The sequence below is a fragment of the Streptomyces sp. NPDC088354 genome, from assembly GCF_044753585.1.
GTDB lineage: Bacteria > Actinomycetota > Actinomycetes > Streptomycetales > Streptomycetaceae > Actinacidiphila.
The window spans coordinates 42,110-67,056 of the sequence record NZ_JBIVNJ010000035.1 but is presented as its reverse complement, the minus strand read 5'-3'; the positions used below and the strand labels follow the sequence as shown (position 1 = coordinate 67,056).

Here is a 24,947-nt window from a genome sequence, read left to right as displayed (position 1 = left end):
GGTTTGACGGGCGGTGCCGGATCTGGGTACAACCGTGCGAATCTGCTGTGTCGTACGCCGACGGGGGCTGTCACTCGTGAGCACCACGGACGCCGATCAGGGGACCCAGCCCCCGGTCACCACCTGCTACCGCCACACCGGGCGCGAGTCGCACGTCCGGTGCACTCGCTGCGACCGCTACATATGCCCGGACTGCATGCGGGAGGCGTCCGTCGGCCATCAGTGCCCCGAATGCGTCCGCGAGGGCAACCGCGGTGTCCGCGAGGCCCGTACGGCCTTCGGCGGCAGGATCGCCACGTCGGGCGTGCCCACGGTGACGTACGCGCTGATCGCGCTGAACGTCGCGATGTACGTGGCCGAGGTGCTGCGGCCGGGCATCGTCGTCCGCCTGGACGGCCTCGGCCAGGGCCTGCTGGGTCCCGACGGGAACGGCTACGTCTACCACGGCGGGGCGGTACCACCGGGCTACCGGGCGATCGGTGTCGCGCACGGCGAGTGGTACCGGCTCCTCACCTCGTCCGTCCTCCACGCCGGCCCGCTCGAGGGGCATTTCGGCATCACCCACATCCTGTTCAACATGGCCGCGCTCTGGAACATCGGCCGCGTGGTCGAGAGCCAGCTCGGACGCGTCCGGTACCTCGGGCTCTACCTGCTCGCCGCCCTCGGCGGCGGCGTGGCCGAGTACGTACTCGCCCCGTACACCCCCGCGGTGGGGGCCTCCGGCGCTGTCTTCGGGCTCGCGGCCGCGTACTACGTCCTGAGCCGACGCCTGCGCTACGACCCCCTCGGCGGCAGTCAGCTGATCGTCACGCTGCTGGTGTGGCTGGTGATCTCCGCGGCCGTCACCTCCTGGCAGGGCCACCTCGGCGGCCTGCTCACCGGAGGCGCGCTCGGGCTGGCCCTCGCCTACGCCCCCGCCCGGCACCGGGCTCCCGTCCAGGCGGCGGGCGCGGTCGCCGTCCTGGCCGTCCTGGTGGTGCTGGTGGTCGTGAAGACGTCCCAACTCACCGGCGCCGCCTAGGGGGAGTGGCGCCGGCGCCGCGGGGTGTGAAGAGGGTCACGCACCGGGACGGTGCCCCGACCGCGCCGTGTCCCCGGTAGACTGTAGACGAAAGCCAATCATCCCCGGAAAGGTTGGGGGCCGAGATGCTGTCCACTGGGCTGTCGCAGGGATCCGTGCCCAAACTGGAGCGTCCAGGGCCCCTGCGCGAGCGGGTGTACGAGGCGCTGCTCGAACTCATCATCACCCGGGCGCTGAGCCCCGGTCAGCATCTGGTGGAGACCGAACTCGCGGGCCACCTCGGGGTCTCCCGCCAGCCGGTGCGCGAGGCGCTGCAGCGGCTGAACACCGAGGGGTGGGTGGATCTGCGCCCGGCGCAGGGGGCGTTCGTCCACGAGCCCACCGAGGAGGAGGCCGACCAGCTCCTCGTCGTCCGCGCGCTGCTGGAGACCGAGGCCGCGCGCCTGGCCGCCGCCAACGCCGGTGCCGAGGGTCTCGAGCGGCTGGACGAGCTCTGCGCGACCGGGGAGGCCGCGGTCGAGGCGGACGACGTCGACGCGGTGGTGGCGGCGAACGCCGCCCTCCACGCGTACGTGATGGAGCTGGCCGGCAACGCGGTGCTCGCCGAGCTCTCCCGGCAGGTCGACCGGCGGGTGCGCTGGTACTACACCCCGGTCGCCCGGCAGCGCGGCAAGCAGTCCTGGATCGAGCACCGTGAGCTGATCAGGGCCATCGCCGACCGCGACGCGGCCCGGGCGAGCGAGGTCATGCGCGCCCACACCGAGCAGACCCGGAACTCCTACCACCACCGCGCCGACAAGGACTGAGCCGCGGGACCGCGGCGCGGGCCCAGGTCACAGCAGCGCGTCGCCCTCGAAGTAGCCGAGCCGCTCCCGGTACAGCTCCAGGTTGAGGCCGTTCGGGTCGCGGATGTACAGGCTGTTGTCCACGCCCCGGTCCGGCCCGAGGTAGTCGGTGCCGGCCGCGTCCAGGCGCCCCTTCGCCGCGTCGAACTGCTCCGCCGTCACCGACAGCGCCAGGTGCTGCAGACCGCCGATGGTCTCGTGCTGCTCGGGGTGCTCATGGCCGGGGAAGTCGAAGAAGCCGAGCAGGTTCCCGTTGCCGATGTCGAAGAAGAAGTGGCTGGAGCCCGCGTAGTCGCGGTTCTCCACCAGCTCCACCAGCGGGAATCCCAGGAACTCCTGGTAGAAGCGGATGGTCTCCTCGACGTCGCGGCAGATGAACGCCGCGTGGTGCACCCCGGCCGCCGTCGTCGCCGGTCGCTTGCCGGGCTCGCGCAGATACGCCGTGCGCAGTTCCTCCCGGCGCGCCCGTACCGCCTCCAGCTCCTTGCCCTGCGGCTCACCCATGTCCGTCCCGCCTTCCAGCCCCGCCGAAAATCCAGTGCGCCGGAACATATACCCGATTACCCTCCGGCCATGGTGACCTTCGACCGACTGGCGGCGTTCGCCCTGGTTTCGCTGCTGCTGGTGCTCATCCCCGGCCCCAGCGTCCTGTTCGTCATCGGCCGCGCGCTGGCCCACGGCCGCCGCGTCGCGCTGACCTCCGTCGCCGGCAACACGCTGGGCTCGTACGTCCTCGTCCTGGCCGTCGCGCTCGGCGTCGGCCCGGTCGTGGAACGTTCGGCCCTGCTGTTCGCCGCGCTGAAACTCGCGGGCGCCGCGTACCTGGTGTACCTGGGGATCAAGGCGCTGCGCCACCGCAAGGCGCTCAGCATGGCCGCCGGGGAGGCGGGGGCGGCGCGCGGCGCGCTGCGTACGCTGGCCGAGGGCTTCGTGGTCGGGGTGTCCAACCCCAAGACGATGGTGTTCTACGCGGCCGTCCTGCCGCAGTTCGTGGACCGCGCCGCCGGACACGTCACCGCGCAGATGCTGCTGCTCGGCCTGGTCTTCAACGTCATCGCGCTGGCCTCCGACAGCACCATGGGCCTGGTGGCCTCCGCGGCCCGCTCCTGGTTCGCGCGCTCGCCGCGCCGGCTGTCGATGGTCGGCGGCGCGGGCGGCCTGGCCATGATCGGCCTGGGCGTGACGGTCGCCGCGACCGGGCGTACCGACTGATCACCGCGCCGCTCGATAGGCTGGGCGCATGGACGACGGACACGCGGACGACGCGGCCGCACTGGAGCGCCTGCGCTACCTGCGCGGCAGTATCGACAACCTGGACGCGGCCCTGGTCCACCTGCTCGCGGAGCGCTTCAAGGCGACGCAGCAGGTGGGCGAGTTGAAGGCCGCGTACCACATGCCGCCCGCCGACCCGGGGCGCGAGGCCGAGCAGATCGCGCGGCTGCGGCAGATGGCCGAGGAGGCGCACCTCGACCCGGCCTTCGCGGAGAAGTTCCTCAAATTCATCGTCGAAGAGGTCATCCGGCATCACAAGGCGATCGCGGCCGACCGCTCCGGATGACCTCCGCGTGGGCCTCAGCCGTGAGGTTCCACGGCTGAGGCTCCCGTCATGCTGCCGTGCTCACCGGGTGCCGCGCCGGCATCTCAGACCATCTCCCGGCTGATGGGCTGCGGGTTCGGCCGGATGTCCTTGACCCGGGGACGGCCCGGCTGCCGCAGCAGCAGCGACAGACCACCGGTGAACAGGCCGATGCAGCCGGCCAGGATGAAGGCTCCGCCATAGCCCCAGGCCCCCACGACGACGCTGCCGAGGCCGGCACCGACCAGGCCGGAGACCAGCTTGGAGCTGTAGACCAGGCCGTAGTTGGAGGCGTTGTTGTTCTCGCCGAAGTAGTCCGCGGTCATCGCGGCGAACAACGGGAAGATCGCGCCGCCGCCGAAGCCCGAGATCATCGACGCCAGCAGGAACAGCGGCATGCTGCCCATCGAGCCGGAGAAGTAGACCGCGAACTGCGCCAGGCCCAGCACCACGCAGACGAAGGTCAGCGTCTGCCGCCGCCCGTACCGGTCGGATATCCAGCCGATGACACCGCGGCCGGTGCCGTTGACGATCGCCTTGAGGCTCATGGCGAGCGCCACGATGCCGCCCGCGAAGCCCATCTCGTCACCGAAGTCGACCTGGAACGAGATACCGAAGATGTTCACGCCCGCCGTGCAGAGCAGGCAGAACCACATCAGCGGCAGGACACCGGTCTTGACGGCTTCCATCGGGGTGTACTGCTTGACCGCGGGCGGGTTCTTCTCCAGCGCCCGGCGCACCCGGGGGTCGTCGGAGACCGCGAGCGGGTCGATGTGCGCGGGCCACCAGTTCTTCGGCGGGTCCTTGAAGAAGAAGCCGCTGACGGCGACGGCGAGGGCCAGGCCGACACCCACGACGACCAGGATGTTCTCGTAGTTGCCCAGATCCATGTAGGACTTGAACAGGAAGATGAAGGGCACCGACCCGTAGGCGAAACCGCCGTTGACGAAGCCGGTCTTGCCGCCCTTGCGCTCCGGGTACCACTTGCCGACCATGTTGATGCAGGTCGCGTAGACGAAACCGGCACCGCCACCGCCGAAGAAGCCGAAGCCCAGGTACGCCCAGAAGACATTGGGCGCGTGGGCCAGCGACAGGTAGCCGACGAGGGTGCCGGCCGCGCCGAGCACCATCGCCGCGCGCGCCGACAGGGTGCCGTTCTCCCGCATCTTGCCGGCCGGGAAGGCCACCGCCGCCTGGAAGAGGATCCAGACGCCGAGCAGCCAGAAGATGTGCGCGCCGTGCCAGTTGTGCGCGTCGGAGAGCGTGTCCTCGGCGGAGGTGAACGCGTACTCCGAGGAGCTGATGGCCATCATGGCGACCCAGGGGAGGATCACCATGGTCCACCGGGGCCGCCCCATGATCTGCCGGTCGGATTCACCGATCCGGTACGTGCGTCCGTTGCGGTCCGTCACCTCCGTGTAAGAGCTGGGTGGTTGAGACGATGTCGATGACGCCATTGTCGTTCCCCTTGCCTCGTAAGAGCCGGGCCAGCGCCCCCTGGACGGTTCCCTTGTGGTGCTTCCGGGGCGGGAGGTCCGGCCGCGCGTGTCGCGGGACCGGTGCCGCCCCTTGTGCTCCGCTCGCAAGCGGGAGCGACTGCCCGGTACGACGCCGTCCGGGCAGGATCAATGGCGGGCCGAAGGCTCGGCCCGGGCGTGCGCGGCGGTCGTGCCGCGCACGCGGAGGGACGTGCTCGCCGTACCGTCCGCCTACGGCGGCGCACCGCCGGTGACGTTCCCGGCTGCGGGCGCCGCCCTCGGCCGCGTGATGCTCCGCTTGTTCGCGTCGAGCATCGTGAAGTACAGGCTGTCCACACCCGGCAGGTCCCGCAGCTGACCGCGGGTGATGCCACCCCCCGGCGCCTCCGGCTTGACCCCGTCCGCACCCGGCCACGCAGGCAACCGCGTCGCCGGCGGCCCCGACCGCACATGCGTCGTGTCCAGCACACGTACACCCTCAAGAGCCCTGCTCACGGGTGCGGAGTTGCGCTCGTGCATGGCGAGTCGGGGTCCTTCCGTGCGGGGCCGGTGCGTAGGTCGTTCGTGTGATTCCGTTCAGGAGTCTGTACATTGCATACAGCCGACGAATACTGTATGCAGACCGTTATCCCCCATCGGCCAGCCGGTGTCCAGAGGTGTGCACCGGATTCTCCGCCGACTCCAGTCAGGGCAGGTGCGTTTGACGATGGATCTGTTCGAGTACCAAGCACGGGAGCTCTTCGCAGGCCACGGCGTCCCCGTGCTCGACTCCTTCGTAGTGGACGACCCCGCGGAGGCCCGGGCCGCGGCCGAGCGCCTGGGCGGACGCGTCGTGGTGAAGGCCCAGGTCAAGACCGGCGGCCGGGGCAAGGCGGGCGGGGTGAGACTCGCCTCCGACCCCGCGGAGGCGGAGGCCTCGGCCCGCGCGATCCTCGGCATGGACATCAAGGGGCACACCGTCGGCACGGTGATGCTCACCGAGACCGCCGACATCCAGGACGAGTTCTACGTCTCCTACCTGCTCGACCGCGCGGAGCGCACCTTCCTCGCCCTGGCCTCCGCGGAGGGCGGCATGGACATCGAGGAGGTCGCCGCCACCCGGCCCGGGGCCCTGGCCCGCGTCCCCGTCGACGCGGACGAGGGCGTCACCGAGGACAAGGCCCGCCAGATCGCCGCCGCCGGCGGCCTGCCGGACGAGGCCGTACCCGTCCTGATCGCGCTGTGGGAGGTCTTCACCGCGGAGGACGCCCTCCTGGTCGAGGTCAACCCACTGGTACGGACCGAGGACGGCCGCATCCTCGCCCTCGACGGCAAGGTGTCGCTCGATGCCAACGCCCGCTTCCGGCACCCCTCCCACGCCGCGTACGAGACCCCCGGCGAGGGCGACCCCCTGGAGGCCGCCGCACGCGCCAAGGGCCTGAACTACGTCAAACTCGACGGCACGGTCGGCGTCATCGGCAACGGCGCGGGCCTGGTCATGAGCACCCTCGACGTGGTCGCCCACCACGGTGGCGCCCCGGCCAACTTCCTGGACATCGGCGGCGGCGCCTCCGCCCAGGTCATGGCCGACGGCCTCGGCGTCATCCTCTCCGACCCCGACGTCACCTCCGTCCTCGTCAACGTCTTCGGCGGCATCACCGCCTGCGACGCCGTCGCCGACGGCATCGTGCAGGCCCTCGGACTGGTCGACCTCACCAAGCCCCTCGTCGTACGGCTGGACGGCAACAACGCCGAGCGCGGCCGGGCCGTCCTCGACGCCGCCGCCGCGTCGCTGGGACCGCTCGTACAGCAACTGGACACCATGGACGGCGCGGCCGCGCGGGCCGCCGCGCCCGCAAGGAGCTGATCGCGATGGCCATCTTCATCGACCGCACCAGCAAGGTGATCGTCCAGGGCATGACCGGCTCGCAGGGCATGCAGCACACCCGGCGCATGCTCGCCTCGGGCACCGACGTCGTCGGCGGCGTCAACCCGCGGAAGGCCGGTACCCAGGTGGAGTTCGACGGGCGCATCGTCCCGGTCTTCGGGTCGGTCAAGGAGGCGATCGGCGCCACGGGCGCGGACGTCAGCGTCGTCTTCGTCCCGCCGCCCTTCGTCCGCGCCGCCGTGGACGAGGCGGCCGACGCGGGGACCCCTCTCGTCGTCGTCATCACCGAGGGCGTCCCGGTCCACGACACCGTCGCCTTCCGCGCCCGCGCCAACGCCGCCGGGACCCGCGTCATCGGCCCCAACTGCCCCGGCCTGATCAGCCCCGGGCAGTCCAACGCGGGGATCATCCCGGCCGACATCACCACCGCGGGACGCATCGGACTGGTCTCCAAGTCCGGCACGCTGACCTACCAGCTGATGTACGAGCTGCGCGACCTCGGCTTCTCCACCGCCGTCGGCATCGGAGGCGACCCCGTGATCGGCACCACCCACATCGACTGCCTGCGCGCCTTCCAGGACGATCCCGACACCGACCTCATCGTGATGATCGGCGAGATCGGCGGCGACGCCGAGGAGCGCGCCGCCTCCTACATCTCGCGCCTGGTCACCAAGCCCGTGGTCGGCTACGTCGCGGGTTTCACCGCCCCCGAGGGCAGGACCATGGGGCATGCCGGCGCCATCGTCTCCGGCTCGGCGGGCACCGCCCGGGCCAAGAAGAAGGCCCTCGAAGCCGCCGGGGTCGCCGTCGGCAGCACGCCCTCGGAGACCGCGCTCCTCGTCCGCGGGCTGCTGTGATGACCGGCACCGAGGACCTGCTGGTCCGCCGTCACGACGTCGGGGCCGCCCTCGCGCCTCTCGACCCGAGGAAGCGCGAGCCGCAGACCCGGGTCGCCATCGTCGCCTGCATGGACGCCCGGCTCGGCGTCGAGACGATGTTCGGCCTGCGCCCGGGCGACGCCCATGTGATCCGCAACGCGGGCGGGTGCGTCACCGACGACACCCTCCGCTCGCTCCGGCTGAGCCAGCTGCGGGAGGGCACCCGCGAGATCGTGCTGGTGCACCACGAGGACTGCACGGCACTGATCGACCCGGCCGAGGACCTGCTCACGTGCATGGCCCGCCTCGGTGACAGCGCGCAACTGCCCCACACCGAGGCGCTGCGCGGATTCCTCTACACGCGCCGTGGTGCGCTGCGCGAGGTCCGTCGCATGTGAGACGCGACGCCCGCGTTCTCGCGGCGCCGTACGCTCTCCGGCCCGCGCCGGCGGCGTACGGTGCCGCACTCGCGTTCCCCGGGATACGCAGGTGAAACCGGTCCCGAATCCTTGGTATCGTTGTCCATGTCGCCGCGGGGATGCCCCGCGGTCGGACACCCGGTCCGGGTGGCGGAATGGCAGACGCGCTAGCTTGAGGTGCTAGTGCCCTTTATCGGGCGTGGGGGTTCAAGTCCCCCCTCGGACACAGCAGTCGCAGGGAACGAAAGTGCCGGCTGGGAGCGATCCCGGTCGGCATTCGTGCGTTCCCGGGGCTGGCGGGCTCGCCTGCCTGCGTGGGGGCGCCACGCGGTCCGGGCGCCACGGCACAGCCGGTGTCCCGGCTGCCCGCGGCGCTGCGGAGCGTAGCGGCCCCCACGCCCGGCGGGCGCCTCAGAGCGCCTCCGGCAGTGGCGCGGCGCCCACCCCGTGGTGCACGCGGTCGAGGAGCGCGGCGTACGCGGCGATCATGCGGGTGCGGCTGAAGCGCTCGCGGCTGAGGGTCAGCGAGGCGGTGAATTCCGCCCGGCGGTCGAGGGCCTCGACCCAGGCGGACATGATCGCCTCGGGGTCCTGCGGTGTGATGATGCCGTGGCCCGCCACGATGGCGGCGGTGTCACCGACGTCCGTGGCGACCGGGATCGCGCCGCACATCATGCCCTCGATCAGGCACAGCGGCGCCGCCTCCCCCGAGGAGGACGTCAGGGCCACCACGTCCGAGGCCGCGTACACGGTCTCCATGTCACCCCGCACACCGAGCAGGTGGAGCCCGCGGGGAAGGTGCGCCCCGTCGTCGAAGGCCGCCTCGATGTCCGCGCGCAACGCGAGGTTGGCCTCGGTCATGCCCGCGCCGCACATCAGCACGTGGCCGCCGGGTTCGCGCCGCAGCCACGCCTGCGCGGCCCGCAGGAGCAGCGGCACGTTCTTCATCGTGGCGTACCGCGCGGCGAAGACGACCACCGGCGCGGCGTCCGGGATGCCCAGTGCGGCCCGCAGCAGGACCCGGCGCGCCGGGTCGGGCCGGAAGCGCAGCAGGTCCACGCCGTTCGGGATGACGTGCAGCAGTTCGCCGGGGATCCCGGCGGCCTCGTACGCGACGCGCGTGGACTCCGCGCAGCAGACGCAGGCCGCGATCCTGCCGCCGGCGACGGCGGCCTTCAGCTCGTCCAGGGCGGGGCCCTGGTTCTCCGGATCGGAGCGGTGCAGGCAGACCACGACGGGCCGCAGCGGCAGGCCCGCCTGATTGAGCAGTTCCAGAGGCTGTTCCTTGAGGGACAGGATGACGTCGGCGGCCGCCGTCGCCCTCGCCGTCGTGGCCAGTTCCGGGCCGGTGAAGGCCTTCGGGCCCCCGGCCGGGGCGAAACTGCGGCCCAGGGAGGTGATTTCCACGCCGGCGGCGGTCAGCGACCGGTAGCAGGCGTCGTCCTCCATCGGCTGGCGGGTGGCCTCGCGGTGCACCTCGCCGTGCATGCTGAGCACGCTGTGGTGCTGGCCGCCCTCGCGCAGTCCGAGGACGACGTCGCTGTGCAGGATCCGGGCCCCACCGGAGAAGAAGCCCTCATAGACCGAGAGCACACGCAGTCCGTGCGTCGCGCGCACACCATCACCCGCCTTGCAGAAGTACTGAACGACCCCCGTGATCTGCGGGTTAGCCGATATCTGGGGGTATGGAGATGACGCCGGCCTGAACGGGGCCCTGCGCCTGGACGTACGATCGGTTGTCTCCGACCCAACAACCTGAGCCAGGGCCTGTACGGTACAAGTCGGGCCCCCGCGAGGGCACCCGGGCGGTGGGAACTTCGGTGGGATTGCCCTCCAGTTGAGGCGATTCGAGCAGCGGCCCGGCATGGGGCGGCCCGATCGCCCGGGGTGACGAACACGGACATGTGGGTAGAAACCTCACGTACACTGCCAACGGACAGGAAACATCCGTGATGAGCAGCCGGACAGTCGCAGGCCACGACCGCGAAATCGTCCCCGCTCGTGTCCTGGGCGGCGATCTGGCGGCGGTGCTCTACCGCGCGCTCCGCGAAGCCGTGGACCGGTTGGAGGCCATCGCGGCCGCCGTGTACTTCCTGGACGAGGACAGCGGCGAACTCAAGGCGGCCATGATCGGCGGCTGCTCACCCCCGGTGTTCACCCTCCCGGGACGCATGGCGCCGGACGCCCCCTACGCCTCCGCACGGGCCCTGGCGGCCGGCGCGGTCGTGGTCCTGACCGACCCGGACCCCCGGACCGACGATCTGCTGGACCTGCCGAACTACCCCTACGCCGTCGCCGCGGCCCCGCTCGTCGCCGACGGCCTGCGCCTCGGCGCGCTGGCCGTCCTCCGTCCGGAGACCCAGGGCGGTTACGACGACACCGACCGCGCGCGGCTGGCCGGGCTCGGCGACCGGCTCGCGCAGACCCTCCGCGCGCTCGCCGGGCACGGCACGGCGATCGTGCCGGGGCACATGCCCGTACTGGTCCCCATCGACCGCGTCGGTCGTGCCGAGACGGTGGACGAGGCAGCCGGCGACGTCCTGTGGGGGGTGCGCGGCGTCGCCGGATCTGCGGGCATGAGCATGATGTACCCCTTGCGGCGGCTGTCCGACATGCTCAACCAGGCCACGACCATGGAGCAGGTCGTCGGGGCGGCGCGGTTCTGCGTCATGGTCCCGTTCCAGGCCAGGGCCCTGGTGCTGGCGGCCGCCGGCCGGGGCCGGCTCTGGGTCGTCGGGCACAGCGGCGTCTCCTCGGACCTGGCCCGCACTCTCCACGGCAGCGGTCTGCACACCAGGGAGCCCGCGGCGGAGGCGGTCCAGCGGCGCGCGCTGGTCGTCTCCGGCCGCTGCACCCCTCTCGCGGCCGGACCCCTTCCCCCCGACGACGGGGCCCCCTCCGCGGCCTACCTGCCCCTCGTCGGCAACCGGCACGTCATCGACCTCCCCTACATCGGGAAGGACAACGTGGTCGGTGTGTGCTGTCTGGAGTTCGGCGGCCCCCGCCGCTTCTCGCCCGAGGAGCGGGCCGTTCTGTCGATGATGGCGGGCTCCATGGGGCCGGCCGTCGAACGGGTGGAACTGGGCCGCGAGCGGCACGCGGTCGCCGAAAGCCTGCAGAAGAGGCTGCTTCCGCCCGTGCTCTCGGAATCGCCCCAGCTGACGACCACCGCCCGCTACGAGCCCGCCACGTCCACGTCCGAGGTCGGCGGTGACTGGTACGACGTGATCGAACTGCCGGGCCGTCGTGTCGTACTGGTGGTGGGCGACGTGGAGGGCCACGGAATCGAGAGCGCGGCCCTCATGGGTCAGCTGCGCGGTGCGGTGGTGGCCTACGCGACCGAGGGACACCGGCCCGCGGCGATCATCGACCGGACCGGCGCACTGCTCGCCCGCCTGGGGACCGATCTGCTCGCCACCTGCTGCGTGGTCGCCCTCGACACCACCGACGGGGTGGCCGAGGTGGCCCTCGCGGGTCATCCGCCACCCCTCGTCATGGGGCCGGACGCGGGCGTCACCGTCCTGGAGGCGCCCCCCAACGTGCCCCTCGGTGTCCCCGTCCCCGCCTGCCGGCGCGGGCGGGAGCACACCGTCGCCCCGGGGTCGGTGCTCATGCTGTACTCGGACGGACTGGTGGACGCGCGTGCGCCGGACCCCACCGCCGCCGCGGCCACCCTGTTCCGCACCGGCGACCGCGCGGCGGGAGACAACCTCGAAGAGCTCGCAGACCGCGTCGTCGCAGGGATGCCGGGATTCCATCACCGTCGCGACGACGCGGTACTGCTCCTGGCCCGTTTCGAGGGCGCCGACGTCCGGGACGTGTCGCGGACGGGACACCTGCACCTCCAGGAGCACGACCTGCTGGGCGTCAAGGCCGCCCGGGGCTTCGTGGAGGACTCGCTGCGCGCCTGGGGCCTGGAGGAGATGTCGGAGGACCTCCAGCTCGTCGCCTCCGAGGTCGTGACCAACGCGCTCATCCACGCCGGCAGCGACGTCGACGTGCGGCTGCGCGCCTTCGGCGACAACATCCGCATGGAGGTCCGGGACTCCGACAGCGACCCGCCCGTGCCCTCGGCGTTCTCCCTGACCGAGGAGGGCAGTTCCCAGGCGGAGTCCGGACGGGGCCTCTACCTGGTGGACGCCCTCACCAGCGCGTGGAACAGCTCCCCGAACGGGCGCGGCAAGACGGTCTGGCTGGAGATGGCCATCCCGGGAAACTGAGGCGGCCGCCGCGCCGCGGCCGATCCGGCGGTCAGCGGCGGGCGGCGCACGGCGGGTCGTAGGGCCGGTCCGGGGAGACGTACTGCCGCCACAGCCAGGGGGTCGGCGCGCTGCCGGTGGCCGCGCACAGCACGGCGCGGGCGCGGCCCCTGTCGGTCTGCCACAGCCGTACGGAGCCGTCGGCGCCGCCGGTGGTCAGCACACCTTGCGACGGGCGGAACGCCAGGATCGGACCGAGCCCGCGTGGCCGGTCACCGGCAGGCCGTAGGCGGCCGGGCGGCCGGGGCCGGTGGTGTCCCGCAGCCGGATCCGCCCGACGGCGTCGCCGCTCGCGAGCAGCCCGTCCCGCGGCGCGAAGCCGACACCGGTGACCATGCCGCCCCAGACCATCGGGCGGCCGACGGCGAGCGCGAAGACCACCCGCAGGGTGGGGGAGCCGCCGCGCAGGAGGGGAGGAGTGCCGTCGCGCACGTCCCACGTGCGGACGAAGCCGAAGGCGCTGCCGCTGTACACCCGGGTTCCCGACGGCGCCGCGGCCAGCGCCTTGACCGGCAGGGTCTCACCCGGCAGTTCGCCGCCCAGGGCGACGGGACGGCCCGGGTCGGAGATGTCCCCCGCACGCGGCCCGCCCGTGAAGCCGCCCTGCAGCACCCAGCCCGGCCGCGATCAGGGTGTGCCCCCGGGCGTCGAAGGCCGGCGCCGCGACCGGCTCGGTCTGCCCGGCGGGGGCCCGGCCGCGGACCTCCACCGGCTGGGCGGCCGACGACACGTCCCGCAGCCGTACTCCGCCGCCGCTGTCCACGGTGGCCGGCAGCGGCAAGCCGGGCCGGAAGGCCAGTGCGAGCGGGAGGTCTCCGGCGGTAGTGCCGCCGGAGACCGCCGGGGTCGTGCCGTCCGGGCTCAAGGCGACGGAGGCGACGCCCTGCTGGGTCACGGACGTCACGGTGGTCAGCCGCCGCGGACGCCGGGGGTCGGCGACGTCCCGCAACTGCACGTCGCCGCCGGCGGTGCCGCCCGGTTGCGGGACGGTGCCGAGCGCCAGGGTCCGGCCGTCGGGGCTGAAACTCGAGCTCGCCCACGTCCCCTTCGAGACGCCGACCGGAGCGGACAGCGCCACGGGGTGCGCCGCGTCGGTGACGTCCAGGATCCGGAACCTGCCGTCCGGGCTTCCCCAGGAGAGCAGATCCCCACGGGAAACCCGGCGGGGCGGGTGAAAAGGGCGATACGGGAGAAACCGGGTGACGGCCGACTCCGCGGACGGGAAATCTTTCCCGGCGCCCCCTGGACATCCATCGCGGCTGCCGCGACCATGAAGACAACTCCATACGGTATGCAATCTACAGTGTGGAGCCGCTCAGTCAGTCGGTCGATCGGTGGACGCGTGAATGGGGGCAGCTGTGAGCAGGGCTCTTGAGGGTGTTCGTGTGCTGGACATGACGCATGTGCAGTCGGGGCCGTCGGCGACGCAGTTGCTGGCGTGGCTGGGTGCGGACGTGGTCAAGCTGGAGGCGCCGGGGGGTGACATCACCCGCGGTCAGCTGCGGGACCTGCCGGGTGTGGACAGCCTGTACTTCACGATGCTCAACGCGAACAAGCGGAGCATCACCTTGAACACCAAGACACCACGCGGCAAGGAACTGCTGACCGAGCTGATCGCCCGCAGCGACGTGATGGTGGAGAACTTCGCCCCGGGCGCGATCGACCGGATGGGCTTCACCTGGGAACACATCCGGTCCATCAACCCACGGATCGTCTACGCCTCCATCAAGGGCTTCGGCGACGGCCCCTACACCGACTTCAAGGCCTACGAGGTCGTCGCCCAGGCCATGGGCGGCTCCATGGCCACCACCGGCTTCGACGGCGGACCACCCCTTGCCACCGGCGCCCAGATCGGCGACTCCGGCACCGGCATCCACGCCGTCGCCGGCATCCTGGCCGCCCTGTTCCAACGCACCCACACCGGCCGCGGCCAACGCGTGCAGGTCGCCATGCAGCACGCCGTCCTCAACCTGTGCCGCGTCAAACTCCGCGACCAGCAACGCCTCACCCACGGCCCCCTGGCCGAATACCCCAACGCCCAGGACACCGCCTCGGCCGACGAAGTCCCCCGCTCCGGCAACGCCTCCGGCGGCGGACAACCCGGCTGGGCCGTCAAATGCGCACCCGGCGGACCCAACGACTACGTCTACGTCATCGTCCAACCCGCCGGCTGGGCCCCCATCGCCGAACTCATCGGCCGCCCCGAACTCGCCCACGACCCCGAATGGGCCACCCCCGAAGCCCGCCTCCCCAAACTCACCAAAATGTTCCAACTCATCGAGGAATGGACCACCACCCTCCCCAAATGGCAGGTCCTGCACCACCTCAACGCCCACAACATCCCCTGCGGACCCATCCTGTCCACCAAAGAGATCATCGAGGACCCCAGCCTCCGCGCCAACGACATCGTCGTGGACGTCCCCCACCCCGAACGCGGCACCTACACCACCGTCGGCAACCCGCTCAAACTCTCCGACTCACCCACCACCATCCACCGCTCCCCCCTCCTCGGCGAACACAACCACGACATCTACCACCACGAACTCGGCATCCACGAAGACGAACTACCGCAGCTCAGGGCGCAGGGCGTGATCTGACGGCCACCGCGATCCGCCGGTACCGGGGCAGCAGCAGAAAGGCACAGGCCAGACGATGAGCACGATCGAGGACCCCACCGACGACCATCTGGAGGTGACCCCGCCCAAGACCTGGGCGACCGGACTGCCCGCCGTCACGCACGCGCTCCAGTACTCCCTGGGCCAGACCACCGTCCGGCGGACGGCGCTGACCCTGCTGAACATCAACCAGGCCAAGGGCTTCGACTGCCCGGGCTGCGCCTGGCCGGAGCCGGACCCGAAGCACCGGCACCTGCAGGAGTACTGCGAGAACGGCGCCAAGCACATCAGCGACGAGGCCACCTCGCGCCGGGTCACCGCGGACTTCTTCCGCGAGCACTCGATATCCGAGCTGGACGGCAAGTCCGACTACTGGCTCAACCAGCAGGGCCGGCTCACCGAGCCCATGGTCAAGCGGCCCGGCTCGGACCACTACGAGCCGATCGGCTGGGACGGCGCCCTCGACCTGCTCGCCGGCGAACTGCGCGCGCTGGACTCCCCGGACGAGGCCCTCTTCTACACCTCGGGCCGGGTCGGCAACGAGGCCGCGTTCCTCCTCCAGCTCTTCGCCCGGGCCTACGGCACCAACAACCTGCCCGACTGCAGCAACATGTGCCACGAGTCCAGCGGCTCCGCGCTCAACGAGACCCTGGGCATCAGCAAGGGCAGCGTGTCCCTCGACGACATCCACCGCAGCGACCTGGTCCTCGTCGTGGGCCAGAACCCGGGCACCAACCACCCCCGGATGCTCTCCGCGCTGGAGGAGACCAAGCGCGCCGGCGGCCAGGTCGTCGCCGTCAACCCGCTGCCCGAGGCCGGGCTGATGCGGTTCAAGCACCCCCAGAAGGCGCGCGGCATCGTCGGGCGCGGGACGACCGTCGCCGACCAGTTCCTGCAGATCCGGCCCGGCGGCGACCTCGCCCTGTTCCAGGCGCTGAACCTGCTGCTGCTGGAGGCCGAGGACGCCGCGCCGGGGACCGTGCTGGACCACGAGTTCATCGACACCCACTCCACCGGTTTCGCCGAGTTCGCCCGGCACGCCCGCAAGACCGACTGGGACGACGTCCGCAAGGCCACCGGGCTGACCCGCGAGGAGATCGAGCAGCTGCACGAGCGGGTGCTGCGCAGCTGCAGCGTCATCGTCTGCTGGGCGATGGGCCTGACCCAGCACAAGCACGGCGTGCCCACCATCCGCGAGGTCGTCAACTTCCTGATGCTGCGCGGGAACATCGGCAGGCCGGGAGCGGGCGTGTGCCCCGTGCGCGGCCACAGCAATGTGCAGGGCGACCGCACCATGGGGATCTGGGAGCGGATGCCGCAGGCGTTCCTGGACGCGCTGGAGCGGGAGTTCGGCTTCACCCCGCCCACCCGCCACGGCTGGGACACCGTGGACTCCATCAGGGCCATGCGCGACGGCCGGGCCAGGGTCTTCGTGGGCGTCGCGGGCAACTTCGTCCGGGCCGCCCCCGACAGCGACCTGACCGAGGCTGCACTGCGGACGTGCCGGCTCACCGCGCACATCTCGACCAAACTCAACCGCTCCCACACGGTCTGCGGCGACACGGCGCTGATCCTGCCGACGCTCGGCCGCAGCGACCGGGACGTCCAGGGCGGCGTCGAGCAGTTCGTCACCGTCGAGGACTCGATGAGCCAGGTGCACGCCTCGCGCGGCCGGCTGGAGCCCGCCTCCGGCACGCTGCTCAGCGAGGTGGCGATCATCTCCCGGCTGGCCGCCCGGACCCTCGGCGACTCCCCGTCCCTGCCCTGGGCGGCGTTCGAGGCGGACTACGGCGCCGTCCGGGACCGGATCTCCCGGGTCGTGCCCGGCTTCCACGACTACAACGCACGGGCGGCCGAGCCGGGCGGCTTCCTGCTGCCGAACCCGGTCAACCACGGGACGTTCCCCACCCCGAGCGGCAAGGCGGTCTTCACGTGCAACGACTTCACCATGGTCCAGGCCCCCGAGCGGCACCTCGTCCTGCAGACGCTGCGCTCGCACGACCAATGGAACACCGTCCCGTACGCGATGAACGACCGCTACCGAGGCATCCACGCAGGCCGCCGCGTCGTCCTGGTGAACCCCGTCGACCTGGAGGCCCTCGGCCTCGCCGACCGTGACCGCGTCGACCTGGTGAGCGTGTGGCACGACGGGGTGGAACGCCGCGCCCGGGACTTCCGGGTGGTCCCCTACCCCACGACCCCGGGATCCGCCGCGGCGTACTACCCGGAGACCAACGTCCTGGTGCCGCTGGACAGCGTGGCCGACATCAGCAACACCCCGACATCGAAGGGAGTCGTGGTCCGGCTCGAACCGTCGGGTACCGCGGCACGGGTCCCTTCGCCTCCGCCCACCGGAATGAGGTAGCCCCATGCCGACGTCGACGCACGGCCCCGCGCGGACCGGTACGCAGACGGTCACCGACCGCCTCGTGGAGTCCAACCGGAAGTACGCCGAGGGATTCACCGATCCGGGCATGGGGGCCCGCCCCGTCCTGGGGGTGGCCGTCGTGGCCTGCATGGACGCGCGCATCGATCTGCACGCCGCCCTCGGCCTCGAACTGGGCGACTGCCACACCATCCGCAACGCGGGCGGTGTCGTCACCGACGACGCGATCCGCTCACTGACGATCAGTCAGCGGGCGCTCGGCACCCGCAGCGTGGTACTCGTCCACCACACCGGCTGCGGCCTGGAGAGCCTGACCGAGGACTTCCGCCACGAACTGGAGCGGGAGGTCGGGCAGCGTCCCGCCTGGGCCGTGGAGGCGTTCCAGGACGTCGACCAGGACGTCCGGCAGTCGATGCGGCGGGTGCGCACGTCGCCGTTCCTGCCGCACACCGGCGACGTGCGCGGCTTTGTGTTCGACGTGACGACGGGGCTGCTGCGGGAGATCGACCCCGGGGCCGACGCGCAGCCCTGACCGGACGTGCGCGCGGGCCTGCGGACGGCAACCGGCCGGGGCCTGCGGGACGGCAGCCCCGGCAGACGGCCGGCGCGCACGGCGGCGGGGCCGGCCGGCGCGGGTGATCGCCCGCGCGGACCGGCCCCGTACGCCCAGGAACCACGACTCTCCCGCACTCCCACCGGCCGACAGCGGACCGGTCACCACTCCCGAGGGGAGCACCCCGTGTCGTACCACGCCGCTTTCTCCCACGTCCTGAGCAGCGTCATCGAACCCTCCGCCGAGCGGACCGGCGGCGAAGGGAGGTTCCCGCGCGCCTCGGTGACGGCCCTCGGCCGGGCCGGGCTGCTCGGACTCACCGTCGCCGCGGACCTCGGCGGCGGCGGGCTGGGCCTGCCGGACGCCGCCGAGGTGGTGGCCAGGACCGCCGGTGCCTGCCCGGCCACCGCGGCCGTGCTCCAGTCGCACTACGCGGCGGTCGCCGTCATCGAGGCGTACGGCAGCCCCTGGCTCCGGGGCGAGATCGCCGCCGGCCGCCACCTGGGCAGCCTCGCCCTGACCGAAGGCGTCCCCGGGGAGTGGGCTCCGCTCTCCACGGCCTCCCGCACCGGCGACGTGGTCGCCCTGCGGGCCCGCAAGCGTGAGGTGGTCTCCGCGGGGGAGGCCGACAGCTACGTCTGGTCGTCCCGGCCGCTCGCCGCGGAGGACGGCCTGACGCTGTGGACGGTCCCCGCGCACGCGCCCGACCTGTTCGTCCCCGCCCGGACGGACGGGACGGGGCCGTACGGCAGTGCCACCTCGACCGTGGCCGCCGACCCGGTCCTGGTCCCCGCCGATGCGATGCTGGGGGAGGACGGGGAAGGGCTCGGCATCGTGCTGCGCACCGTCGTGCCGTGGCTGCTGGAACTGCGGGCCGCCATCGGCACGGACGCCGTCCACCCCTCGGTGGCCGTCGCCTCCCGGGACTGCGCCGACCGTCCCGTCGGCTCCCTCGCGTCGTCCTGAACCGGGGGCCGCGGTGTGCGGGTGACCGCGGTCAGCCCTCCCGGCCGGCCTTCGCGGCGACCGCCGTGCGGTACTCGCCGGTGCGCATGGTGTGCTTGCGCATGATCTCGCTCGCGCGGCCGGCGTCGCCCTTGGCGATGGCCCTGATGAGCTGCGCGTGCTCGTTCCAGGCCTCCTTGCCGCGGGGCTTGGCGATGGGCGTGTAGTACCAGCGCACCTTCCGGCTCACCTGCGAGATGAGTTCGGCCAGTACGGCATTGCCCGCCACGGAGGTGATGAAGGCGTGCAGCGCGATGTTGGCCGTGACCAGACGCTCGACGTCGCCGCCGGCGAGGGCGTCGACGCCGTCCTGGTGCAGCTCCCAGAGACGTTCGACGTCGGCGGGTGTGGCGTTCCGGGCGGCGAGTTCGGCCGAGTAGGTCTCCAGGACGGCGCGGACGCTGAGGAGTTGGGCGGCTTCTTCCTGGGTGGGGGCGTGGACGAAGGCGCCTTGGGCGGGGCGGAGGTCGACCCAGCCGTCGGTCTGGAGGCGTTGGAGGGCTTCGCGTACGGGTTGGCGGCTGACGCCGAGGTGTTCGGCGAGTTCGGCCTCGACCAGGTGCTGGCCGGGGGTGAGCGTGCCGTTGATGATGAGCTCGATCAGCGCGTCGTGGACGGCCTGGCGCAGCGGTGCAGGGCGGGCGACGCGGTGGGTGGCCGCCGCCGTCAGGGCCTCGCGCATCGTTTCCCCGTTCTGCCGGCGAGCCTGATGGGCCGACGGCTCTGCCAGCGGATTCCGCCGAGAAGCGATGACGGCGGCAACGCCTCAGTATACAGGTTTTGGTATGCAACATGGCATCTGCCGCCGGTGTGCGGCGGCGTGCCGGTGGCGGGTGCGGCCGCGTCGGCGGTCGCTCCATCGGGCCGACAAAAGTGCGACGGCATTCTGTATGCAGAAGCTTGTATGCGTTATTGTCCTAGGAGTACCGCCAGCACCGCCTGAAAACCGAAGCGGCTCTGTACGTCGGTCACGGACCCCGCGCATCCGCAGGAGAGGTCAAGGGGCCCGAATGTGTGTGTACCGAAGGTGTCGGACGGCAGTTGAGCATCCCGCGTCCGGATTCCCGCGCGCCACGAAGGCGGAGCGGTCATGACGCCGGGGAGCGCGGGAGGTACGGCCGCGTCCGTCGAGCAGGTGGTCCGGACGGTCGCGGCCGACCACCGGGAGCACAGGGGGCCGCTGCTGCCCATACTGCACGCCGTCCAGGCCGAGTTGGGCTGCGTGCCGCAGGAGGCCGTGGCGGTGCTCGCGGACGAGCTCAACCTCTCCCGGGCGGACGTCCACGGAGTGGTGACCTTCTACCACGACTTCCGCCGTGAGCCCGCGGGGCGGACCACCGTGCGGATCTGCCGCGCCGAGGCGTGCCAGGCCCTGGGCGCCGAGGACCTGATGGACTACGCCCGTGAAGCCGGGCTGCAGCCGGGCGGCACGACCGCCGACGGCTCGGTGACCGTCGAGCAGGTCTTCTGCCTCGGCAACTGCGCCCTGGGACCCTCCGCCGAGATGAACGGCCGGCTGTACGGACGAGTGGACACCGCCCGGCTGGGCGCGATCCTCAAGGGGACGGTCTCATGACACAGCACTCATCGGACTCCGCCGTGACGGTGTACGTCCCGCGCGACTCGGCGGCCAGGTCCGTCGGCGCGGACGAGGTCGCGGACGCGCTGCGCCAGGCCGCCGCCGACCGCGAACTGCCCGTGGAGGTGGTGCGCAACGGCTCGCGCGGCATGCTCTGGCTGGAGCCGCTGGTCGAGGTGGTCACACCCGCCGGCCGCGTCGGCTACGGGCCGATCGCCCCCTCCGACGTCGAGAGCCTGCTGAGCGCGGGCATGCTGGAGGGCGCCGACCATCCGCTGCGTCTCGGCATCGTCGACGAACTGCCCTGGCTGGCCCGGCAGACGCGGGTCACCTTCGCCAGGATCGGCGTGACCGACCCCCTGTCCGCCGAGGACTACCTCGCGCACGGCGGACTGGAAGGGCTGCGCGCGGCGCTGGCACTGGCCCCCGAGGACGTGGTCACCGAGGTCACCGACTCCGGGCTGCGCGGCCGCGGCGGCGCGGGATTCCCCGCCGGTATCAAGTGGAAGACCGTCCTCGGCTGCGACGACGAGCTGAAGTTCGTCTGCTGCAACGCCGACGAGGGCGACAGCGGCACCTTCGCCGACCGCATGGTCATGGAGGGTGACCCGTTCATGCTCATCGAGGGCATGACGATCGCCGCGCACGCCGTCGGCGCGCGCGAGGGCTACCTCTACATCCGCTCGGAGTACCCCGACGCGGTGGCCACGGTGCGCGCGGCCATCGAGATCGCGCGCGAGCGGGGATGGCTCGGCAAGGGCATCCTCGGCTCCTCGCTCGACTTCGACCTGCACGTGCGGGTCGGTGCGGGCGCGTACATCTGCGGCGAGGAGACCTCGATGCTGGAGAGCCTGGAGGGCAAGCGCGGCACCGTCCGCGCCAAGCCGCCGATCCCGGCGATCGAGGGCCTGTTCGGCAAGCCGACCGTCGTCAACAACGTCCTCACCCTCGCCACCGTCCCCGTCGTCCTGTCGCACGGCGCGAAGGCGTACCAGGAACTCGGCGTCGACCGGTCGCGCGGCACCCAGGTGTTCCAGCTCGGCGGCAACATCGCGCGCGGCGGCATCGTGGAGACCGCCTTCGGCATCACCCTGCGCGAGCTCGTCGAGGACTACGGCGGCGGGACGTTCTCCGGGCGCCCGGTGCGCACCGTGCAGGTCGGCGGGCCGCTCGGCGCCTACCTGCCGGCGACGATGTTCGACCTGCCGATGGACTACGAGGCCTTCGCGGCGGCCGGCGCCATGCTGGGCCACGGCGGCATCGTGGTCTTCGACGACAGTGTCGACATGGCCGCGCAGGCCCGCTTCGCGATGGAGTTCTGCGCCGAGGAGTCCTGCGGCAAGTGCACCCCATGCCGGGTGGGCTCGGTCCGCGGCGTCGAAGTGATCGACAAGATCGTGGCCGGTCAGCAGCGGGACGAGAACCTCGCCCTGCTGGAGGACCTGTGCGAGCTGATGACCGACGGCTCGCTGTGCGCGATGGGCGGCCTGACGCCCATGCCGGTGCGCAGCGCCATCGCCCATTTCCCCGACGACTTCCTCGCGCGTGACGCCGGCCCGGGGAGCCGGCACCGGCAGTCCAGTGGGGCCAGGACGGAGGGCACGGCATGACACTTCTCAAGGAACCCGACTTCGGCACACCCGAGCGGCCCGGCGCGGCGACGGTGTCGGTGGAGGTCGACGGGCTGCCGGTGGCGGTGCCGGAGGGCACCTCGGTGATGCGCGCCGCCGCGCTCGCCGGCATCGACATCCCCAAACTCTGCGCCACCGACAGCCTGGAGCCGTTCGGCTCCTGCCGGCTGTGCGTGGTGGAGATCGACGGCCGCCGGGGCACGCCCGCGTCCTGCACCACGCCGGTGGCGGACGGGATGAAGGTGAGCACCCAGACCCCGAAGGTGGAGAAGCTCCGCCAGGGCGTCATGGAGCTCTACATCTCCGACCACCCGCTGGACTGCCTCACCTGCCCGGCCAACGGCGACTGCGAACTGCAGGACATGGCCGGCGTGGTCGGACTGCGGCAGGTCCGCTACGGCTACGAGGGCGAGAACCACCTCGACGCCGAGAAGGACACCTCCAACCCGTACTTCGACTTCGACGCGTCCAAGTGCATCGCCTGCTCCCGCTGCGTCCGCGCCTGCGGCGAGGTGCAGGGCACCTTCGCGCTGACCATCGAGGGGCGCGGCTTCGACTCCAAGGTCTCCGCGGGCGCGGGCGAGACCTTCATGGAGTCCGAGTGCGTCTCCTGCGGGGCCTGCGTGCAGGCCTGCCCGACCTCCACCCTCCAGGAGAAGTCGGTGGTCGAACTCGGCATGCCGACCCGGTCGGTGGTCACCACCTGCGCGTACTGCGGCGTCGGCTGCTCGTTCAAGGCGGAGCTGCGCGGCGACGAACTGGTGCGGATGGTCCCGTACAAGGACGGCGGGGCGAACGAGGGCCACTCCTGCGTGAAGGGCCGCTTCGCCTTCGGATACGCCTCGCACCCGGACCGGGTGCTCAAGCCCATGGTGCGCGAGAGGATCACCGACCCGTGGCGGGAGGTCGAGTGGGACGAGGCGATCGGCACCGTCGCCCGCCGGATGCGCGAGCTCCAGCAGCGGTACGGACCGGGCTCGATCGGCGCCATCACCTCCTCGCGCTGCACCAACGAGGAGGTCTACGTCGTCCAGAAGATGGTGCGCGCCGCCTTCGGCAACAACAACGTCGACACCTGCGCCCGGGTCTGCCACTCCCCGACGGGGTACGGGCTCAAGCAGACCTTCGGCGAGTCGGCGGGCACCCAGGACTTCCGCTCGGTGGCCGAAGCCGACGTGATCATGGTGATCGGCGCCAACCCCACCGACGGCCACCCGGTGTTCGCCTCGCGGATGAAGCGCCGGCTGCGCGAGGGCGCGAAGCTCATCGTGGTCGACCCGCGCCGCATCGACCTGGTGCGCTCCCCGCACATCGAGGCCGAGCACCACCTCCAGCTCAGGCCGAGCACGAACGTGGCCGTCGTCAACGCCATGGCGCACGTGGTGGTGACCGAGGGCCTGATCGACCGGGCCTTCGTGGACGAGCGCTGCGAGGACTTCGACGCGTGGGCGGAGTTCATCGCCCGCCCGGAGAACAGCCCGGAGGCGGCCGAGGAGATCTGCGGCGTGCCGGCGGAGGAACTGCGCGCCGCGGCGCGGCTGTACGCGCAGGCGCCCAACGGGGCCATCTACTACGGCCTCGGTGTCACCGAGCACAGCCAGGGCTCGACCATGGTCATGGGGATGGCCAACCTCGCGATGGCGTGCGGCAACCTCGGCCGCGACGGCGTCGGCGTGAACCCGTTGCGCGGCCAGAACAACGTGCAGGGCTCCTGCGACATGGGCTCGTTCCCGCACGAACTGCCCGGCTACCGGCACGTCTCCGACGACGCGGTGCGCAAGGTGTTCGAGAACCTGTGGGGCGGCACCCTGCTCGCCGAGCCCGGGCTGCGGATTCCCAACATGTTCGACGCGGCGATCGACGGCACCTTCCGCGGCCTGTTCGTCCACGGCGAGGACATCGCCCAGTCCGACCCCAACCTGAAGCACGTCACGGCCGCGCTGGAGGCCATGGAACTGGTCGTCGTCCAGGACCTGTTCCTCAACGAGACGGCCAAGTTCGCACACGTCTTCCTGCCCGGCGCCTCCTTCCTGGAGAAGGACGGCACCTTCACCAACGCCGAACGCCGGATCAACCGGGTGCGCGCGGTGATGAAGCCGAAGACGGGCAAGCACGAGTGGCAGATCGTGAGCGAGATCGCCACGGCCATGGGCTACCCCATGGCGTACGACCACCCGAGCCGGATCATGGACGAGATCGCCGCGGTGACGCCCACCTTCGCCGGTGTCTCCTTCGAGGTGCTGGACAAGCTCGGCAGCGTCCAGTGGCCGTGCAACGAGGCGGCCCCGGAAGGCACGCCGATCATGCACGTGGACGAGTTCGTCCGGGGCAAGGGCAGGTTCGTGGTCACCACCTTCGTGCCGACGAGCGAGCGCAGCACCCGGCGCTTCCCGCTGGTCCTGACCACGGGCCGGATCCTGAGCCAGTACAACGTCGGGGCGCAGACCCGCCGCACCGGCAACGTCGCCTGGCACCCCGAGGACGTCCTGGAACTGCACCCGCACGACGCCGAGGTCCGCGGCATCACCGACGGCGACATGGTGACGCTGGCCAGCCGTGTGGGGCAGACGACACTGCGTGCGGAGATCTCCGACCGCATGCCGACCGGGGTCGTCTACACCACGTTCCACCACCCGGTGACCGGCGCCAACGTGGTGACCACCGAGAACTCGGACTGGGCGACCAACTGCCCGGAGTACAAGGTGACCGCCGTGCAGGTGGGGCTGGCGCGACCGCCGCGGCCCGAGCCCGCCGGGAACGCCGGGCATACCGAGCCCGCCGGGCCCGGCCTGCTCACGGTGGGGGACTGAGATGGCGGCGGGAGTGCCGTCGGAG

22 protein-coding genes, 1 tRNA gene and 1 pseudogene are annotated in these 24,947 nt (G+C 71.7%); 16 read left to right on the top strand and 8 right to left on the bottom strand.

Translation table 11 applies throughout. The features are described 5' to 3' along the window. Positions 1-76 precede the first annotated feature (76 nt). On the top strand, positions 77-1,021 hold the full coding sequence (locus ACIP98_RS33725; protein WP_319665603.1) for a rhomboid family intramembrane serine protease: 945 nt from the start codon (positions 77-79) through the stop codon (positions 1,019-1,021). A gap of 125 nt (positions 1,022-1,146) precedes the next feature. Further along, entirely contained in the window at positions 1,147-1,827 is a 681-nt protein-coding gene (locus ACIP98_RS33720) for a GntR family transcriptional regulator (RefSeq protein ID WP_319665602.1), read from the top strand. 27 nt (positions 1,828-1,854) lie between these two features. Here ACIP98_RS33720 and ACIP98_RS33715 read toward each other — a convergent pair whose 3' ends face one another. Continuing rightward, positions 1,855-2,370 carry a VOC family protein gene (locus ACIP98_RS33715; RefSeq protein WP_319665601.1) on the bottom strand — a complete coding sequence of 172 codons (516 nt, stop codon included), beginning with the start codon at positions 2,368-2,370 and terminating at the stop codon, positions 1,855-1,857. A gap of 69 nt (positions 2,371-2,439) precedes the next feature. Between ACIP98_RS33715 and ACIP98_RS33710 the strand changes: the two genes are divergently transcribed. Further along, positions 2,440-3,078: a LysE family translocator gene (locus ACIP98_RS33710; protein ID WP_319665600.1), complete on the top strand. Its 639-nt coding sequence runs from the start codon at positions 2,440-2,442 to the stop codon at positions 3,076-3,078. A gap of 28 nt (positions 3,079-3,106) precedes the next feature. Then, the gene (locus tag ACIP98_RS33705; RefSeq protein WP_319665599.1) at positions 3,107-3,424 is read left to right on the top strand and encodes a chorismate mutase; all 318 of its coding nucleotides are present in this window, start codon (positions 3,107-3,109) and stop codon (positions 3,422-3,424) included. An 83-nt stretch (positions 3,425-3,507) separates the two neighbouring features. On the opposite strand, the gene ACIP98_RS33700 is transcribed toward ACIP98_RS33705, so the two are convergent. Both ACIP98_RS33700 and ACIP98_RS33695 read right to left on the bottom strand, forming a co-directional pair. Beyond that, positions 3,508-4,899 (bottom strand): OFA family MFS transporter, encoded by a 1,392-nt coding sequence (locus ACIP98_RS33700; RefSeq protein WP_401979621.1) that lies wholly within the window; start codon positions 4,897-4,899, stop codon positions 3,508-3,510. A gap of 306 nt (positions 4,900-5,205) precedes the next feature. Further along, positions 5,206-5,439 (bottom strand): annotated as a pseudogene (locus ACIP98_RS33695) (CoA transferase); the annotation flags it as partial. Between the two features lie 187 nt (positions 5,440-5,626). Between ACIP98_RS33695 and sucC the strand changes: the two are divergent. The 4 genes from sucC (at position 5,627) to ACIP98_RS33675 (ending at position 8,310) form a co-directional block, all read left to right on the top strand. Then, positions 5,627-6,766: an ADP-forming succinate--CoA ligase subunit beta gene (sucC, locus tag ACIP98_RS33690; RefSeq protein WP_319665597.1), complete on the top strand. Its 1,140-nt coding sequence runs from the start codon at positions 5,627-5,629 to the stop codon at positions 6,764-6,766. A 5-nt stretch (positions 6,767-6,771) separates the two neighbouring features. Beyond that, positions 6,772-7,644: a succinate--CoA ligase subunit alpha gene (gene sucD / locus ACIP98_RS33685; RefSeq protein WP_319665596.1), complete on the top strand. Its 873-nt coding sequence runs from the start codon at positions 6,772-6,774 to the stop codon at positions 7,642-7,644. Next, positions 7,644-8,063, top strand: a complete 420-nt coding sequence (locus ACIP98_RS33680; RefSeq protein WP_401979619.1) for a carbonic anhydrase — start codon at positions 7,644-7,646, stop codon at positions 8,061-8,063. The genes sucD and ACIP98_RS33680 overlap by 1 nt, the downstream gene beginning before the upstream one ends. 162 nt (positions 8,064-8,225) lie before the next feature. After that, positions 8,226-8,310: transfer RNA gene (locus ACIP98_RS33675), tRNA-Leu, on the top strand. 185 nt (positions 8,311-8,495) lie between these two features. Here ACIP98_RS33675 and ACIP98_RS33670 read toward each other — a convergent pair. After that, entirely contained in the window at positions 8,496-9,701 is a 1,206-nt protein-coding gene (locus ACIP98_RS33670) for a glycosyltransferase (protein WP_319665594.1), read from the bottom strand. A 335-nt stretch (positions 9,702-10,036) separates the two neighbouring features. Here ACIP98_RS33670 and ACIP98_RS33665 point away from each other — a divergent pair, with 335 nt between their 5' ends. Then, the gene (locus ACIP98_RS33665; protein ID WP_401979616.1) at positions 10,037-12,304 is read left to right on the top strand and encodes a SpoIIE family protein phosphatase; all 2,268 of its coding nucleotides are present in this window, start codon (positions 10,037-10,039) and stop codon (positions 12,302-12,304) included. A gap of 31 nt (positions 12,305-12,335) precedes the next feature. Here ACIP98_RS33665 and ACIP98_RS33660 read toward each other — a convergent pair whose 3' ends face one another. Genes ACIP98_RS33660 through ACIP98_RS33650 form a run of 3 tightly spaced genes read right to left on the bottom strand, consistent with a single transcriptional unit; the run spans position 12,336 to position 13,421 of the window. After that, positions 12,336-12,506, bottom strand: a complete 171-nt coding sequence (locus ACIP98_RS33660) for a hypothetical protein (RefSeq protein ID WP_401979614.1) — start codon at positions 12,504-12,506, stop codon at positions 12,336-12,338. Then, positions 12,500-12,817 (bottom strand): hypothetical protein, encoded by a 318-nt coding sequence (locus ACIP98_RS33655; RefSeq protein WP_401979613.1) that lies wholly within the window; start codon positions 12,815-12,817, stop codon positions 12,500-12,502. The genes ACIP98_RS33660 and ACIP98_RS33655 overlap by 7 nt, the downstream gene beginning before the upstream one ends. Positions 12,818-12,863: 46 nt before the next feature. After that, positions 12,864-13,421: a hypothetical protein gene (locus tag ACIP98_RS33650; protein ID WP_401979611.1), complete on the bottom strand. Its 558-nt coding sequence runs from the start codon at positions 13,419-13,421 to the stop codon at positions 12,864-12,866. 268 nt (positions 13,422-13,689) lie between these two features. On the opposite strand from ACIP98_RS33650, the gene frc reads away from it, so the two are divergent. The 4 genes from frc to ACIP98_RS33630 all read left to right on the top strand — a co-directional run bounded on the left by frc (position 13,690) and on the right by ACIP98_RS33630 (position 18,863). Next, a complete protein-coding gene (frc, locus tag ACIP98_RS33645; protein ID WP_401979609.1) occupies positions 13,690-14,940 on the top strand; it encodes a formyl-CoA transferase in 1,251 nt (416 codons plus the stop codon). A 55-nt stretch (positions 14,941-14,995) separates the two neighbouring features. Beyond that, positions 14,996-17,323, top strand: coding sequence for an FdhF/YdeP family oxidoreductase (locus tag ACIP98_RS33640; protein ID WP_401979607.1), 2,328 nt, complete (start codon positions 14,996-14,998; stop codon positions 17,321-17,323). Positions 17,324-17,327: 4 nt separating this feature from the next. Continuing rightward, on the top strand, positions 17,328-17,876 hold the full coding sequence (locus tag ACIP98_RS33635) for a beta-class carbonic anhydrase (RefSeq protein WP_401979606.1): 549 nt from the start codon (positions 17,328-17,330) through the stop codon (positions 17,874-17,876). A 207-nt stretch (positions 17,877-18,083) separates the two neighbouring features. Next, positions 18,084-18,863, top strand: a complete 780-nt coding sequence (locus tag ACIP98_RS33630) for an acyl-CoA dehydrogenase family protein (RefSeq protein ID WP_401979603.1) — start codon at positions 18,084-18,086, stop codon at positions 18,861-18,863. Positions 18,864-18,894: 31 nt separating this feature from the next. On the opposite strand, the gene ACIP98_RS33625 is transcribed toward ACIP98_RS33630, so the two are convergent. Then, positions 18,895-19,584, bottom strand: coding sequence for a GntR family transcriptional regulator (locus ACIP98_RS33625; RefSeq protein WP_319665586.1), 690 nt, complete (start codon positions 19,582-19,584; stop codon positions 18,895-18,897). Positions 19,585-19,992: 408 nt separating this feature from the next. On the opposite strand from ACIP98_RS33625, the gene ACIP98_RS33620 reads away from it, so the two are divergent. Genes ACIP98_RS33620 through fdhF form a run of 3 tightly spaced genes read left to right on the top strand, consistent with a single transcriptional unit; the run spans position 19,993 to position 24,922 of the window. Beyond that, complete coding sequence (locus tag ACIP98_RS33620) at positions 19,993-20,478, top strand: formate dehydrogenase subunit gamma (RefSeq protein ID WP_401979600.1); 486 nt, start codon at positions 19,993-19,995, stop codon at positions 20,476-20,478. Further along, a complete protein-coding gene (locus ACIP98_RS33615; protein ID WP_401979597.1) occupies positions 20,475-22,091 on the top strand; it encodes a formate dehydrogenase beta subunit in 1,617 nt (538 codons plus the stop codon). Before ACIP98_RS33620 ends, ACIP98_RS33615 begins: the two co-directional genes overlap by 4 nt. Beyond that, positions 22,088-24,922, top strand: coding sequence for a formate dehydrogenase subunit alpha (gene fdhF, locus ACIP98_RS33610; RefSeq protein WP_401979594.1), 2,835 nt, complete (start codon positions 22,088-22,090; stop codon positions 24,920-24,922). The genes ACIP98_RS33615 and fdhF overlap by 4 nt, the downstream gene beginning before the upstream one ends. The last annotated feature ends 25 nt before the right edge of the window (positions 24,923-24,947 follow it).

Bases quoted from the DNA above. Each gene is read 5' to 3' on its own strand.
- ACIP98_RS33715 (WP_319665601.1), bottom strand. From the start codon at position 2,370: ATGGGTGAGCCGCAGGGCAAGGAGCTGGAGGCGGTACGGGCGCGCCGG.
- sucD (WP_319665596.1), top strand. From the start codon at position 6,772: ATGGCCATCTTCATCGACCGCACCAGCAAGGTGATCGTCCAGGGCATG.
- ACIP98_RS33680 (WP_401979619.1), top strand. From the start codon at position 7,644: ATGACCGGCACCGAGGACCTGCTGGTCCGCCGTCACGACGTCGGGGCC.
- ACIP98_RS33710 (WP_319665600.1), top strand. From the start codon at position 2,440: ATGGTGACCTTCGACCGACTGGCGGCGTTCGCCCTGGTTTCGCTGCTG.
- ACIP98_RS33615 (WP_401979597.1), top strand. From the start codon at position 20,475: ATGACACAGCACTCATCGGACTCCGCCGTGACGGTGTACGTCCCGCGC.
- ACIP98_RS33700 (WP_401979621.1), bottom strand. From the start codon at position 4,899: ATGGCGTCATCGACATCGTCTCAACCACCCAGCTCTTACACGGAGGTG.
- fdhF (WP_401979594.1), top strand. From the start codon at position 22,088: ATGACACTTCTCAAGGAACCCGACTTCGGCACACCCGAGCGGCCCGGC.
- ACIP98_RS33640 (WP_401979607.1), top strand. From the start codon at position 14,996: ATGAGCACGATCGAGGACCCCACCGACGACCATCTGGAGGTGACCCCG.
- sucC (WP_319665597.1), top strand. From the start codon at position 5,627: ATGGATCTGTTCGAGTACCAAGCACGGGAGCTCTTCGCAGGCCACGGC.
- frc (WP_401979609.1), top strand. From the start codon at position 13,690: ATGGGGGCAGCTGTGAGCAGGGCTCTTGAGGGTGTTCGTGTGCTGGAC.
- ACIP98_RS33705 (WP_319665599.1), top strand. From the start codon at position 3,107: ATGGACGACGGACACGCGGACGACGCGGCCGCACTGGAGCGCCTGCGC.
- ACIP98_RS33620 (WP_401979600.1), top strand. From the start codon at position 19,993: ATGACGCCGGGGAGCGCGGGAGGTACGGCCGCGTCCGTCGAGCAGGTG.
- ACIP98_RS33635 (WP_401979606.1), top strand. From the start codon at position 17,328: ATGCCGACGTCGACGCACGGCCCCGCGCGGACCGGTACGCAGACGGTC.
- ACIP98_RS33665 (WP_401979616.1), top strand. From the start codon at position 10,037: ATGAGCAGCCGGACAGTCGCAGGCCACGACCGCGAAATCGTCCCCGCT.
- ACIP98_RS33625 (WP_319665586.1), bottom strand. From the start codon at position 19,584: ATGCGCGAGGCCCTGACGGCGGCGGCCACCCACCGCGTCGCCCGCCCT.
- ACIP98_RS33720 (WP_319665602.1), top strand. From the start codon at position 1,147: ATGCTGTCCACTGGGCTGTCGCAGGGATCCGTGCCCAAACTGGAGCGT.